The sequence below is a fragment of the Curtobacterium sp. MWU13-2055 genome (assembly GCF_023242305.1).
Taxonomy (GTDB): Bacteria; Actinomycetota; Actinomycetes; order Actinomycetales; family Microbacteriaceae; genus Curtobacterium.
Genome location: NZ_JALLIO010000002.1, coordinates 448,604 through 461,148, shown reverse-complemented (window position 1 = coordinate 461,148; position 12,545 = coordinate 448,604). Strand labels below are relative to the sequence as shown.

Here is a 12,545-nt window from a genome sequence, read left to right as displayed (position 1 = left end):
TGTACGTCTCGAACGTGATCCCAGGAGGACCGAAGTGACCGAATCCGCTCCCGTCGACCCCACATCGACCGAAGGCTGGAAGAAGCTCGACAGCATCGCTGCAGACTTCACCCCTGACCTGCGCGGGTGGTTCGACAGCGCCCCCGGCCGTGCCGAGCAGTACACGTTCCAGGCCGCCGACCTGACCGTGGACCTGTCGAAGGGCCTCGTCACCGAGGACGTCCTCGCCGCCCTGCTGCAGGTCGCGAAGGACACCGGCGTCGCCGAGCGCTTCCAGGCGATGCTCTCCGGCGAGCACATCAACGTCACCGAGGACCGCGCCGTCCTGCACACCGCGCTCCGCCGTCCGAAGGCGACCGAGGGGCTCGTCCCGGCGGCGCCGCTGACCGTCGACGGCCAGGACGTCGACGCCGACGTGCACGCCACGCTCGACAAGGTCTACGCGTTCGCGTCGCAGGTGCGTGACGGCTCGTGGACCGGTGTCACCGGCAAGCGCATCGAGACCGTCGTCAACATCGGAATCGGCGGGTCCGACCTCGGCCCGGTCATGGTCTACGAAGCACTCAAGCCGTACGTGCAGGCCGGGCTCGAAGCCCGCTTCGTGTCGAACATCGACCCCGCGGACATCTACGAGAAGACCGTGGACCTCGACCCCGAGACCACGCTGTTCATCGTCGCGTCGAAGACCTTCGGCACCCTCGAGACCCTGACGAACGCGCGACTCGCACGACAGTGGCTGTGGGAGCGGCTCGGCCTGACCGACGCCGCCGACGACGAAAAGACGAACGCCGTCGCGAAGCACTTCGTCGCCGTCTCCACCGCACTCGACAAGGTCGAGGCCTTCGGCATCGACCCCGAGAACGCCTTCGGGTTCTGGGACTGGGTGGGCGGCCGCTACTCCGTCGACTCCGCGATCGGCACGAGCGTCATCGTCGCGATCGGCCAGGAGAACTGGGAGCAGTTCCTCGCCGGGTTCCACGCCATCGACGAGCACGTCCGCACCACGCCGCTCGAGCAGAACGTCCCGGTCCTGATGGGCCTGCTCAACGTCTGGTACACGAACTTCCTCGGTGCGCAGAGCCACGCGGTCCTGCCGTACACGCAGTACCTGCACCGCTTCGCCGCGTACCTGCAGCAGCTCACCATGGAGTCGAACGGCAAGCGCGTCCGCTGGGACGGCTCGCCCGTCACCACCGAGACCGGCGAGGTCTTCTGGGGCGAGCCCGGCACGAACGGCCAGCACGCGTTCTACCAGCTCATCCACCAGGGCACCCGCCTGATCCCGGCCGACTTCATCACGGTCGCGAACCCGGCCCGTCCGCTCAAGGACGAGACCGGCGACGGCAAGGGCGTCGCACCCGGCACCGACGTGCACACGCTGTTCCTGGCGAACTTCTTCGCGCAGACCAAGGCGCTGGCGTTCGGCAAGAGCGCCGACGAGGTCCGTGCCGAGGGCACCACCGACGAGGGGATCGTCGCGGCGCGCACCTTCCCGGGCAACAAGCCGACGACGTCGATCCTGGCGCCGGAGCTCACCCCGAGCGTGCTCGGCCAGCTCATCGCCCTCTACGAGCACATCGTGTTCACCGAGGGCACCATCTGGGGCATCGACTCGTTCGACCAGTGGGGCGTGGAGCTCGGCAAGCAGCTGGCGCTGCAGGTCACGCCCGCCGTCGAGGGTGACCAGGCCGCGCTCGACGCGCAGGACGCCTCCACCAAGGCGCTCATCGCGAAGTACTTGGAGCTGCGCAAGTAGCGACGCACCCACCTGCGAGACGGGAGGCCCGTGGCGGATCCGCCACGGGCCTCCCGTCCGTCTGCCGGTCGCGCTGGCCGCGGGGCGGACCCGAGGCGGTTTTCGCGCTGAGCGACAGTTCACGCGCGGCGCGGCCCGTGAGGTGTCGCTCACCGCGACAGGTCGCCGGCGCCGTGGCCGCCGCGGTCAGCGGGCGAGCGGGTCGAGGTTGAGCGTCGTCCCTTCGTACAGGTGCTGGTCCGTCCCGAACACCTGCACGCCCTCGTTGAGCCAGACGAGCGCCCGCACGCTGATGCCGAAGCGGGCGGCGACGTCGCCGATGAGGTCGTCCGGCGCGACCGTGTACGACCGCGGCGCCCCGCCCGTCGTCGTCGCGGTGACCGGACCGGTCGCGTTCGCCCGGGCACCGGCGTCCTCCGGGTGCACGTTCGTCTGCCGCGCCGGGACGGACCACCGCACGGTCGTCACCGCGAGCACCTTGCCGGCAGCGATCTCGACCGGGACCTCCTGCCCCGGAGCCGCCGCGGAGTAGGTCACCAGCGTGGTGAGGTGCGACGGGTCGACGCCGGAGCCGCTCAGCGGGACGTCCACCGCGGTCGCCGTGCTGGTCGGCCCACCGAGCGTCCGGTCCCCGACGCCGGGGTAGGTCAGGCCGTCGCCGACCGCGCGCGGCAGGTCGAACAGGCCGACCCCGACCGGCACCGGCAGGGTCGAGGTGAAGCCGGAGTACTGGGCGGTGAACGTGTCGTCGCCGACCGCCACCACGCGGAACCGGAAGTGCACGCTGCCCTTCGGTGACGCGACGTCACCCTGCGCGAGGACGGTCCCGGCGGGGATCGGCGTCAGCGTCGGCGCCGGAGCCGCCGACTCGGTGGGTTCCGGCGTCGGCGTGCGGGGGTGCGCCGACGACTCGAGGAGGTCACCCTCCGGATCGGCGTCGGGCGTCGGCGTCGGCGTGGCGGACGAGGTCGGCGTCGTCGCCGGGGTGGACGGGGCGGGGAGGGCTCGGTCCGACCCGCGCAGCAGCGAGCACCCCGACAGTGCCACGGTGGCCGCGACGACGACCCCGATCGCGAGCGTCCGGTTCATGATTCCCCCTCAGCTCGATGCTAACCGCGCGGTGTCCCCGGGGCGAACGCAGCGCCTCCGTCCTGTGTCTGCAGACGTACCGCGGATCCGGCGGAGCGGCGGTCGCCGGTGTCGGTCGGAACGGCTACCGTCGAGGCCATGGAGCGTTCGGAGATCCTCGCCGCGGCTGCCGCCGCGCACGCCGCCCGCATCGCAGAAGAAGGCGGTGACGACGGCGCTGCTCGTGAACGGGCGGAGAGTGTCCGGCGCCGGGCCGACGGCCTCACCGACCGGTACGACACGGTCGAGGGCGCGAGCGAGTCCGCTGCACGCGACGCCGCGCGCCGTCGAGCGGGCGAGGCCGACCGCGCGGCGTCCCGGACCGAGGGCGTGCTGTCCGACTGGCACCGCATGGGCACCCGACGCGGTGTGACGCCGGACGCCCAGGTGCGCACAGCGTGGACGGTCACCGGGGTGCCCGAGCGCGGCGACGCCCGGGCGCTGGCGAACGTCCTGCTCTCGACGGCGGGGCACGCGGGCCGGGTGGCCGATGCCGCGCGACGCAACCCGGCGCTGTCCGGTGCCGCGAGCGCAGCTGCCCGACGGACCGTCCGGCGCTACACCGACCACGGCGCGGACATCGCGTCGCTCGGTGACGTGCTGGGGGACAGCCCGACGCCCGACGAGTCCTGACGGTCGAACGGGGGCCGTTGGACCGCTCCCGTCCTGATCAGGCGTTATGTGGACCGATCCAATCGTCCTGACGACAGAATGTCCAATTGACAGGACATGGAATCGGGTTACCATCGGTGCACGCACTGAAGCGCGATCACCGACGAAGGAGTCACCGAATGGTCGACATCAAGCCGACAGCCCCGACTGTCGCACTGCCCCCGATCGGGACCGGACCACACCGACGCCGCCTCGGCGTCCTGGCCCTGGTCGCCACGTTCGGCGGACTGCTCTTCGGGTACGACACCGGCGTCATCAACGGTGCCCTGAACCCGATGAAGGCCGAGCTCGGCCTCACGAACTTCACCGAGGGCGTCGTCACCAGCTCCCTGCTGTTCGGTGCCGCGATCGGTGCCATGCTCGGCGGCCGCATCGCCGACGGGTGGGGGCGGCGCAAGACGATCATCGCCCTCGCCGTGACGTTCTTCCTCGGCACGCTCATCTGCGTCTTCGCACCGACGTTCGGCGTCATCGTCGTCGGTCGTGTGCTCCTCGGCCTCGCGGTGGGTGGTGCATCGACGGTCGTCCCGGTGTTCCTCGCCGAACTCGCTCCGTACGAGATCCGGGGTTCGCTGTCCGGCCGCAACGAGCTCATGATCGTGATCGGGCAGCTCGCCGCGTTCGTGGTCAACGCCATCATCGGCAACCTGTGGGGTGAGGGCAACGGCGTCTGGCGCGTCATGCTGGCCGTCTGTGCACTCCCCGCGATCGCCCTGTTCGTCGGCATGCTCCGGGTGCCGGAGTCGCCGCGTTGGCTCGCGTCGAAGGGGCGCTACGACGAAGCGCTGTCCGTCCTGCAGCAGGTCCGCACCACGGAGCGTGCGACCGCCGAGCTCGACGACATCAAGCGGAGCAACGACCTCGAGGCGAAGGCCGATCGAGTCAGCGGGTGGCAGACGCTGCGCGGCAACAAGTGGCTCATCCGCATCGTGCTCATCGGTGCCGGGCTCGGCGTGGCCCAGCAGCTCACCGGCATCAACTCGATCATGTACTACGGCCAGACCGTGCTCATCGAGTCCGGGTTCCAGGCGTCGGCGGCCCTCATCGCCAACATCGCCCCCGGCGTGATCGCCGTGGTCGGTGGCGTCATCGCGCTGTACAACATGGAGAAGATCAACCGCCGGACGACCCTGATCATCGGGTTCTCGCTGACGACGGTCTGCCACTTCCTGATCGGCATCGCCTCGGTCGCGCTGCCCGAGGGCAACCCGGCCCGCCCGTGGGTGATCCTGTTCCTCGTCGTCGCGTTCGTCGGCTCGATGCAGACCTTCCTCAACATCGCCGTGTGGGTGGTGCTGTCGGAGATCTTCCCGACCCAGATCCGCGCGCTCGGCATGGGCATCTCGGTGTTCTGCCTCTGGATCGCCAACGCGTTCCTCGGGCTCTACTTCCCGACGATCGTCGCCGCGACCGGCATCACCGGGACGTTCTTCGGCTTCGGCATCGTCGGTCTGCTCGCGCTGCTCTTCATCTGGAAGTTCGTGCCGGAGAGCCGCGGCCGCACCCTCGAAGAGGTGGAAGAGGGCGTCACCACCGGCAACATCTTCACGGTCCCGCAGAAGGCGTCGCGCGGCTAGGTCGCGCGCGTGGCGCGGTGATCGCGCGTGCAGACAGACGGGAGGCCCGGTGCCAGCTGGCACCGGGCCTCCCGTTCGTTCAGTGGTCGCGCTACGGGCGCAGGAGCACCTTGCCGACGCGGCCGGCGGTGTCCGAGGCACGCACGGCGTCGCGGACGTCCTCGAACGCGAAGGTCTCGGCGACGGGGAGCGTCAGCGAGCCGTCGAGCACTCGGGTGATGAGCTCGCCGAAGAGCTGGCCCTTCGTCTCGGCCGGCATCGTCTTGCTGACGACGCTGCCCCAGAAGCCCTTCACGGTGAGCTGGCCGAAGATGACCTTGCCGGAGGGGATCTCGAGCGTGGGCGAGGCCATCGCGCCGAAGACGACGAGGGTCGCGTTCTCGCCGAGCACGCTGGCGATGTCGCCGGCGTGCTTGCCGCCGACGGACTCGACACCGGCGACGATCGGGGCGCCTCCGGTGATCGCGGCGATCTGGTCCTTCCAGTCGTCCGCGTCGGTGGCGACGATGCGCTCGATGCCCTGCTCGCGCAGCTCCTCGACGCCGGCGGCGCGACGCACCAGGCCGATGACGTTGATGCCGCGGGCCGCGCCGAGCTGGGCGACCATGCGCCCGACGGCACCGTTCGCGGCGTTCTGGATGAGCCAGTCGCCCTCGTGCAGGTCGAGCGAGTGCAGCAGGCTGATGGCGCTGAACGGCATCGAGACGAGCTGTGCTGCGGCCTCGTCGGTCATGGCGTCCGGCACCGGGACGAGCCCGGCGGCGTTCGCGGTGTAGTACTCGGCCCAGACGCCGAAGGCACCGCCGGCGACGCGCTGGCCGACCGACAGGTTCGTGACGCCCTCGCCCAGGGCCTCGACGACGCCGAGTGCCTCGGTGCCGGAGGCGGCGGGCAGCTCGGGCTTGAAGCCGTAGGTGCCGCGGACGGTCCACAGGTCGTGGTTGTGGATGGGGGAGAGGACCGTGCGGACGAGGACCTCGCCGGCGCCGGGCGTGGGGACGGGGCGCTCCTGCACCTCGAGGACGTCGGCGGGCTCGGCGAACGTCTCGTGGACGACGGCGCGCATGGTGGTGGGGGTGGTGGTGCTCATGGGTCAGTCCTCCGAGACGACGATGGTGACGTCGATGTTGCCGCGGGTCGCGTTCGAGTACGGGCAGACCTGGTGGGCTGCGTCGGCGAGTGCCTGGGCCTGGTCGTGCTCCAGGCCGGGGATGACGACCTCGAGCATGACGGCGAGCTGGTAGCCGCCGTTGCCGTTCGGGCCGATCTGCACGCGGCCGCCGACGGACGAGTCGGTGATCTTCACCTTCTGGCTGCGGGCGACGCCCTGCAGTGCGGAGTGGAAGCAGGCGGCGTACCCGGCGGCGAAGAGCTGCTCGGGGTTCGCGCCGTTGCCGGAGCCGCCCATCTCCTTGGGGATGGCGAGGTCGAACTCGACCGTGCCGTCGCTCGTGGCGACGTGGCCGTTGCGGCCTTCGCCGGTGGCCAGGGCCTCGGCGGTGTAGAGGGCTTCCATGGTGTTCCTTCCTTCGTGGGGTCAGTGGTCCACGGCGGCGCGGTCGGGCGTCGCGGCGGTGTCGTTCGTGGCCGCGGCGTGCATCGTCTCGGTCAGCCGGTGCAGGGTCGCGATGAGCTCCGTGGCGGCCTGCTCGTCGGGGAGCCCCATGCCGGCGGCGATCGTCGCCGGGATGTGCGCGAGGTCGGCACGGATGGTGCGGCCGCGGTCGCCGAGCGTGATCGTCACGACGCGCTCGTCGGCGCTGCGGCGTTCGCGGCGGACGAGCTCGGACTGCTCCATGCGGCGGAGCAGGGGCGACAGGGTGCCGGAGTCGAGCTGTAGGTGGTCACCGAGGCTCGAGACGGTCTGGTCACCCTCGATCCACAGGGTCACGAGCACCAGGTACTGCGGGTAGGTCAGTCCCCAGGGTTCGAGCAGCGAGCGGTACGCCTGCGTGGTCGCGCGGCTCGCTGCGTAGAGGGAGAAGCACACCATCTCGTCGGTCACGGGCATGCCACCAGGATCGCACGCAACTCGGTTGTGCACAACCCAACACGTGCTCCGGCCCGGACGGTTAGGCTGACGTGACCCACGATGACCAGCAGCGACCTCGACTCCACCACGACCCCCGGCTCCGGGACCGCGTCGTCCCACGGCAAGACGATCCTGATCGGTGAGCACGCCGTGGTCTACGGCGCACCCGCTCTCGTCCTGCCGGTGCTCGACGCCCGGGTCGTCGCGACCGTGAGCCCCGTCACCGCCGGCGTCGACGAGGCCACCGGCACGGTCGTCGGGCACACCCTCGAGTCCACCGTGCACACGGGGCCGCTCGACCTCGCACCTGCAGCCGTGATGCCGACTGTCACCGCCGTCACCGCGACCCTGCGGCACTTCGGCGTGACCGACCGGCACTTCCACGTCCGGGTCGAGAGCGAGGTCCCGACCGCCCGGGGCATGGGCTCGAGCGCAGCGGTCGCCGCCGCCGTGACGGCAGCCGTCGCGGACGCCCTCGGCGAGTCCCTCGACGCCGAGACCCACCACGACCTCATCCAGGAGTGCGAGCGGGTCGCCCACGGCCGTCCGTCAGGACTCGACGCCCGCGGTGTCGTCGCCGCGGTGCCGGTCTGGTTCGAGGGTGGCCGCATCGAGCCCGTCGCCCTCGGGGCCCGCTTCACCTTCGTCGTCGCCGACACCGGTGTCCCCGGCCACACCCGGCAGGCGGTCGCGGCCGTGCGGGAACGGCACGACCAGGACCCGGTCGCCGTCGACGCGGTCATCGACCGGATCGGCGCGCTCGCACGGCGGGCACGGGGGACACTCGAGGCTGGCGACGCACAGGGGCTCGGTGCCACGATGGACGCCGCGCACGACCTGCTCAGCGCACTCGACGTGTCGAGTGCCGACCTGGACCGGCTCGTCGACGCCGCACGTGCTGCGGACGCCCTCGGCGCGAAGCTGACCGGCGGCGGGCGGGGCGGGTGCGTGCTCGCACTCGCCGCGGACGACGACCACGCGGACCGCATCGCGGCCGCACTCCGCGGCGCAGGGGCCGCAGCCACCTGGACCACCACGATCGGAGCCCGCGCTTGATGACCGCCACCGCCGTCGCGCACCCCAACATCGCCCTCGTCAAGTACTGGGGCAAGGCGGACGCGCAGCTCGCGCTGCCCGCCACGGGCAGCGTCTCCATGGGCCTCGACGTGTTCCCGACGACGACGACCGTCACGCTGGACGGCGGGTCCGGCACCGGCCAGGAGGCCCGTGACCGGTTCACGCTGAACGGTCACGTCGTCGAGGACGGCGCCCTGGTGCGCGTGCAGCAGTTCCTCGACCTCGTGCGGGAGCTCGTCGGCAGCGACGCCCGCGCGTCCGTCGTGTCCGAGAACACCGTGCCGACCGGTGCTGGACTTGCCTCGAGCGCGTCGGGGTTCGCGGCGCTCGCCACCGCGGCCTCGGCGGCGTACGGCCTCGACCTGTCCCCGCGCGACCTGTCCCGCCTGGCCCGACGCGGCTCGGGGTCGGCCACGCGGTCGATCCCCGGCGGTGTCGCCGTGTGGCACGCCGGCGACGACCAGGGGTCCTTCGCCGAGCCGATCCCGGCACCGCCGATGGCCATGGTGGTCGTGACGATCGACGCCGGACCGAAGCCCATCGGTTCGCGCGAGGCGATGCGACGCACCATCGCGACGTCGCCGTTCTACCCGGCGTGGGTCACGTCGACCACCGAGACCGTCGGCGACATGCTCGACGCCTGCGCAGCCGGCGACTTCACGCGCATCGGCGAGATCACCGAGAGCAACGCGCTGCGCATGCACGCCACGATCGAGGGCGCCTTCCCGCCCATCCGCTACCTCAACGCGCGCAGCGTCGCCGTGTTCGACGCCGTGGGCGAACTCCGCGCCGCCGGGCTCGAGGCCTACGCCACCGCCGACGCCGGCCCGAACGTGGTCGTGCTCTGCCGGCCCGAGGACCGCTCCGCCGTGGCCACCGCGCTGGCGTCGTTCGGCGACGTCATCGAGTCCGGCACCGGACCTGCCGCTCGGGTGCTCCGCTCCGAAGAGATCGGGGTCGCCGCAGCGAGCGACAGCCCCGACCAGAAGGAGTCCGTGCAGTGATCGAGTTCCGCGCCCACGGCAAGCTGTTCGTCGCCGGCGAGTACGCCGTCGTCGAACCCGGCCAGCCGTCCGTCCTCATCGCCCTCGACCGCGCCATCACGGCACGCGTGTCCGAGGCGCACGGTGCGGGCAGCGTGCACTCGGAGGAGTACGGCCACCTGCCACTGACCTGGACGCGCGACGAGGACGGTCTCGCCCTGGACCGCGAGCACCACCCCTACGACTACGTGATGGCGACGATCGACCTCGTCGAGAAACTCCGCGCCGAGCGGGGGATCGCCCCGCGCTTCCACGACCTGCGGATCGAGAGCCAGCTCGACGACGCCAGCGGCCGGAAGTTCGGGCTCGGGTCCTCGGCGGCGGTGACCGTCGCGACCGTCGGTGCCCTCGACCGTTTCTACGGCATCGGCCTGACGCAGCGGCAGCGCTTCCAGGTCGCCCTGCTCGCCACCATCCGGGTGAACCCGCGGGCGTCCGGCGGGGACCTCGCCGCGAGCACCTTCGGTGGGTGGCTGCGCTACAGCGCCCCGGACCGCGACCACCTCGCCTCGTTCGTCGACGAGCGCCGCGTGTCCGACATCCTCACCGACGCCGACGCGTGGGCGGGCTTCGACGTCCAGCGGCTGCCGGCCCCCGAGAACCTGCAGCTCCTGGTCGGTTGGACCGGCTCGCCGGCCTCGACCACGAAGCTCGTCGGTGTGGTGCGTCGGCACCGCAACGGCGGGTACCAGGCGTTCCTCGACGAGAGCCGCAGCTGTGTCGACGACCTGACCACGGGCCTCCAGACCGGCGACGCGGAGCAGACGCTCGACGCGCTCCGACGTGCCCGGGTGCTGATGCAGCGCCTCGGCGACTCGGTCGGGTCGAAGATCGAGACCGAACGCCTCGCGACCCTGTGCGACGTCGTCGAGGCGGCCGGCGGAGCGGCGAAGCCGTCCGGCGCCGGCGGCGGCGACTGCGGCATCGCACTCGTCCCCGCGGACATCGACCCCGCCGGCATCCACCGCGCCTGGGAGGCGCACGACATCAGACACCTCAGCGTCGCGGTGCGAGCACCAGAAGGAGCCCTCGATGAGTGACCTGCTCACGCCGATCCCGACCAAGTGGGTCGGACCGATCCGCATCAGCGGCAACGCGGTCCAGGGCGAGCACGAGGTCCCGCTCGCCACGTACGAGTCGCCGCTCTGGCCGTCCGTCGGCCGCGGCGCCCGCATCTCGCGCATGGTCGACGACGGCATCGTCGCGACCGTCGTCGACGAGCGCATGACCCGCTCGGTCGTCGTCCGAGCAGCCAGTGCCGCTGCGGCGCACGTCGCTGCGGGGCAGATCCTCGCGCGACAGGACGAGCTCGAGGCGCTGGTCGCCGGGCAGAGCCGGTTCGCGAAGCTCATCGAGGTGCACCCCGAGATCGTCGGTGACCTGCTGTTCCTGCGGTTCGCGTTCACGACCGGTGACGCCTCCGGCCACAACATGGTCACGCAGGCGGCGGACAAGCTCCTGCCCGCGATCCTGGCGTGGCAGCCGGGCCTGCGCTACGTGTCCGTGTCGGGCAACTTCTGCACCGACAAGAAGGCCAGCGCGGTGAACGGCATCCGTGGTCGTGGCCGCAACACCATCGCCGAGATCGTGATCCCCGGCGAGATCGTCGAGAAGCGCCTGCGGTCGAGCACCGAGCGCATCGTCGAACTGAACATCGCGAAGAACCTCATCGGCTCGACCATCGCCGGGGCGCTCCGCTCCGCGAACGCGCACTACGCGAACATGCTGCTCGGCTTCTACCTGGCCACCGGGCAGGACGCCGCGAACATCGTCGAGGGCTCGCAGGGCATCACGAGTGCCGAGAACCGCGACGGCGACCTGTACTTCGCCACGTCGCTGCCGCACCTGATCGTCGGCACGGTCGGCAACGGCAAGGGCGGGGACCTGCCCGTCGTCGAGGACGCCCTGGTGCGCCTCGGCTGCCGCGAGGACCGCGAGCCCGGTGCGAACGCCCGTCGGCTCGCCGCCCTGTGTGCCGCCACGGTGCTGTGCGGGGAACTCTCGCTCCTCGCCGCCCAGACGAACCCGGGTGAGCTGATGGCCGCCCACGTCGCCATGGAGCGACGGGGCACGAAGCCGGCCGGAGGCGCAGCATGACGCGCATCGGCATCCACGACATCGCCATCGCGACCGGGCACCACGTGCTCGAGCTCGACGACCTGGCCGAGCGCCTCGGCGTCGACCCGGCGAAGTACCACGTCGGCATCGGCCAGGACGCCTTCAGCGTGCCCGCCCCGGACGAGGACATCGTCACGATGGGGGCCGCCGCGGCCAAGGAGGTCATCGACCGCCACGGTGTCGAGGGCATCCGCACCGTGCTGTTCGCCACCGAGTCCGGCGTCGACCAGTCCAAGGCCGCCGGCGTCTTCGTGCACGGGCTGCTCGGCCTGCCGAAGAACGTCCGCGTCGTCGAGCTGAAGCAGGCCTGCTACGGCGGGATGGCCGCCGTGCAGCTCGCCCTCGGCATCATCGCCCGGGCACCGCACGAGCGCGTGCTCGTCATCGCCGCCGACGTCGCCCGCTACGACGTCGACACCGCCGCCGAGCCCACGCAGGGTGCCGGTGCGGCCGCGATCCTGGTGTCCGCCGACCCCGACCTCATCGAGATCGAGCCGGCCGCCGGCGTCTTCACCGCGGACGTCGACGACTTCTGGCGTCCGAACGACCGCTCCACCGCGCTGGTCGACGGCCGCCTGTCCGTCAGCGCCTACGTCGACGCCTTCGTGGGCGCGTGGGACGACCTCGCCGAGCAAGGCGGACCGGCGTACGAGGACATCGTGCGCTTCGTCCACCACCAGCCGTTCACGAAGATGGCGCTCAAGGCCCACCGGAAGCTGACGCAGCACGTGGGCGTGCCGTTCGACGAGTCGGAGCTGTTCGTCGGGTTCACGTACAACAAGCAGACCGGCAACACGTACACGGCGTCGCTCTGGATCGGGCTCGCCGCGCTCCTCGACCTCGACGAGGAACTGGCGGGTGAGCGCATCGCCCTGTTCAGCTACGGCTCGGGCAGCGTCGGCGAGCTCCTCACGGGCATCGTGCAGCCGTCCTACCGTGAGCACCGTCGCGTCGGCCGCGTCCGGCAGCTGCTCTCGGCCCGCGTTCCGCTGACCGTGGACGCGTACCGCGAGCTGCACGCGACCGGCGCCGCGACGAGCGACGACGTCGAGCGTCCGCGCGTCACGGCAGGGCCGTACCGGTTCGCCGGGGTGCGCGGCGGCGCGCGCCACTACGAGGCGTCCTGAGACGCACCGCGTGAC

At 71.4% G+C, this 12,545-nt stretch carries 12 protein-coding genes; 8 read left to right on the top strand and 4 right to left on the bottom strand.

Features of this window, described 5'->3' with window-relative positions:
- Positions 1–34: 34 nt before the first annotated feature.
- Complete coding sequence (pgi, locus tag M4960_RS06900; RefSeq protein WP_248703841.1) at positions 35–1,756, top strand: glucose-6-phosphate isomerase; 1,722 nt, start codon at positions 35–37, stop codon at positions 1,754–1,756.
- A 186-nt stretch (positions 1,757–1,942) separates the two neighbouring features.
- Here the strand turns inward: pgi and M4960_RS06895 are convergent, their stop codons facing one another.
- Entirely contained in the window at positions 1,943–2,845 is a 903-nt protein-coding gene (locus tag M4960_RS06895) for a LysM domain-containing protein (protein ID WP_131846616.1), read from the bottom strand.
- 138 nt (positions 2,846–2,983) lie between these two features.
- On the opposite strand from M4960_RS06895, the gene M4960_RS06890 reads away from it, so the two are divergent.
- A complete protein-coding gene (locus M4960_RS06890) occupies positions 2,984–3,517 on the top strand; it encodes a hypothetical protein (protein ID WP_123938435.1) in 534 nt (177 codons plus the stop codon).
- Between the two features lie 158 nt (positions 3,518–3,675).
- On the top strand, positions 3,676–5,133 hold the full coding sequence (locus tag M4960_RS06885; protein ID WP_123938434.1) for a sugar porter family MFS transporter: 1,458 nt from the start codon (positions 3,676–3,678) through the stop codon (positions 5,131–5,133).
- A gap of 91 nt (positions 5,134–5,224) precedes the next feature.
- Here M4960_RS06885 and M4960_RS06880 read toward each other — a convergent pair whose 3' ends face one another.
- Genes M4960_RS06880 through M4960_RS06870 form a run of 3 tightly spaced genes read right to left on the bottom strand, consistent with a single transcriptional unit; the run spans position 5,225 to position 7,144 of the window.
- Complete coding sequence (locus M4960_RS06880; RefSeq protein WP_248703931.1) at positions 5,225–6,199, bottom strand: zinc-binding dehydrogenase; 975 nt, start codon at positions 6,197–6,199, stop codon at positions 5,225–5,227.
- Between the two features lie 27 nt (positions 6,200–6,226).
- Complete coding sequence (locus M4960_RS06875; RefSeq protein WP_017885422.1) at positions 6,227–6,649, bottom strand: organic hydroperoxide resistance protein; 423 nt, start codon at positions 6,647–6,649, stop codon at positions 6,227–6,229.
- Positions 6,650–6,670: 21 nt separating this feature from the next.
- On the bottom strand, positions 6,671–7,144 hold the full coding sequence (locus tag M4960_RS06870; protein ID WP_173170396.1) for a MarR family winged helix-turn-helix transcriptional regulator: 474 nt from the start codon (positions 7,142–7,144) through the stop codon (positions 6,671–6,673).
- Positions 7,145–7,225: 81 nt separating this feature from the next.
- Between M4960_RS06870 and mvk the strand changes: the two genes are divergently transcribed.
- The 5 genes from mvk to M4960_RS06845 are packed head-to-tail and all read left to right on the top strand — an operon-like array spanning position 7,226 to position 12,530.
- Positions 7,226–8,221 (top strand): mevalonate kinase, encoded by a 996-nt coding sequence (gene mvk, locus M4960_RS06865; protein WP_123938432.1) that lies wholly within the window; start codon positions 7,226–7,228, stop codon positions 8,219–8,221.
- A complete protein-coding gene (gene mvaD / locus M4960_RS06860) occupies positions 8,221–9,246 on the top strand; it encodes a diphosphomevalonate decarboxylase (RefSeq protein ID WP_248703840.1) in 1,026 nt (341 codons plus the stop codon). Before mvk ends, mvaD begins: the two co-directional genes overlap by 1 nt.
- Positions 9,243–10,325 (top strand): phosphomevalonate kinase, encoded by a 1,083-nt coding sequence (locus M4960_RS06855; protein ID WP_111084745.1) that lies wholly within the window; start codon positions 9,243–9,245, stop codon positions 10,323–10,325. Before mvaD ends, M4960_RS06855 begins: the two co-directional genes overlap by 4 nt.
- Positions 10,318–11,382, top strand: a complete 1,065-nt coding sequence (locus M4960_RS06850) for a hydroxymethylglutaryl-CoA reductase (RefSeq protein WP_123291780.1) — start codon at positions 10,318–10,320, stop codon at positions 11,380–11,382. The genes M4960_RS06855 and M4960_RS06850 overlap by 8 nt, the downstream gene beginning before the upstream one ends.
- Positions 11,379–12,530: a hydroxymethylglutaryl-CoA synthase gene (locus M4960_RS06845; protein WP_248703839.1), complete on the top strand. Its 1,152-nt coding sequence runs from the start codon at positions 11,379–11,381 to the stop codon at positions 12,528–12,530. The genes M4960_RS06850 and M4960_RS06845 overlap by 4 nt, the downstream gene beginning before the upstream one ends.
- Positions 12,531–12,545 lie beyond the last annotated feature (15 nt).

Coding starts and splice junctions, on each gene's coding strand:
- M4960_RS06895 (WP_131846616.1), bottom strand. CDS start 2,845: ATGAACCGGACGCTCGCGATCGGGGTCGTCGTCGCGGCCACCGTGGCA.
- M4960_RS06890 (WP_123938435.1), top strand. CDS start 2,984: ATGGAGCGTTCGGAGATCCTCGCCGCGGCTGCCGCCGCGCACGCCGCC.
- M4960_RS06885 (WP_123938434.1), top strand. CDS start 3,676: ATGGTCGACATCAAGCCGACAGCCCCGACTGTCGCACTGCCCCCGATC.
- M4960_RS06880 (WP_248703931.1), bottom strand. CDS start 6,199: ATGCGCGCCGTCGTCCACGAGACGTTCGCCGAGCCCGCCGACGTCCTC.
- M4960_RS06875 (WP_017885422.1), bottom strand. CDS start 6,649: ATGGAAGCCCTCTACACCGCCGAGGCCCTGGCCACCGGCGAAGGCCGC.
- M4960_RS06870 (WP_173170396.1), bottom strand. CDS start 7,144: ATGCCCGTGACCGACGAGATGGTGTGCTTCTCCCTCTACGCAGCGAGC.
- mvk (WP_123938432.1), top strand. CDS start 7,226: ATGACCAGCAGCGACCTCGACTCCACCACGACCCCCGGCTCCGGGACC.
- mvaD (WP_248703840.1), top strand. CDS start 8,221: ATGACCGCCACCGCCGTCGCGCACCCCAACATCGCCCTCGTCAAGTAC.
- M4960_RS06850 (WP_123291780.1), top strand. CDS start 10,318: ATGAGTGACCTGCTCACGCCGATCCCGACCAAGTGGGTCGGACCGATC.
- M4960_RS06845 (WP_248703839.1), top strand. CDS start 11,379: ATGACGCGCATCGGCATCCACGACATCGCCATCGCGACCGGGCACCAC.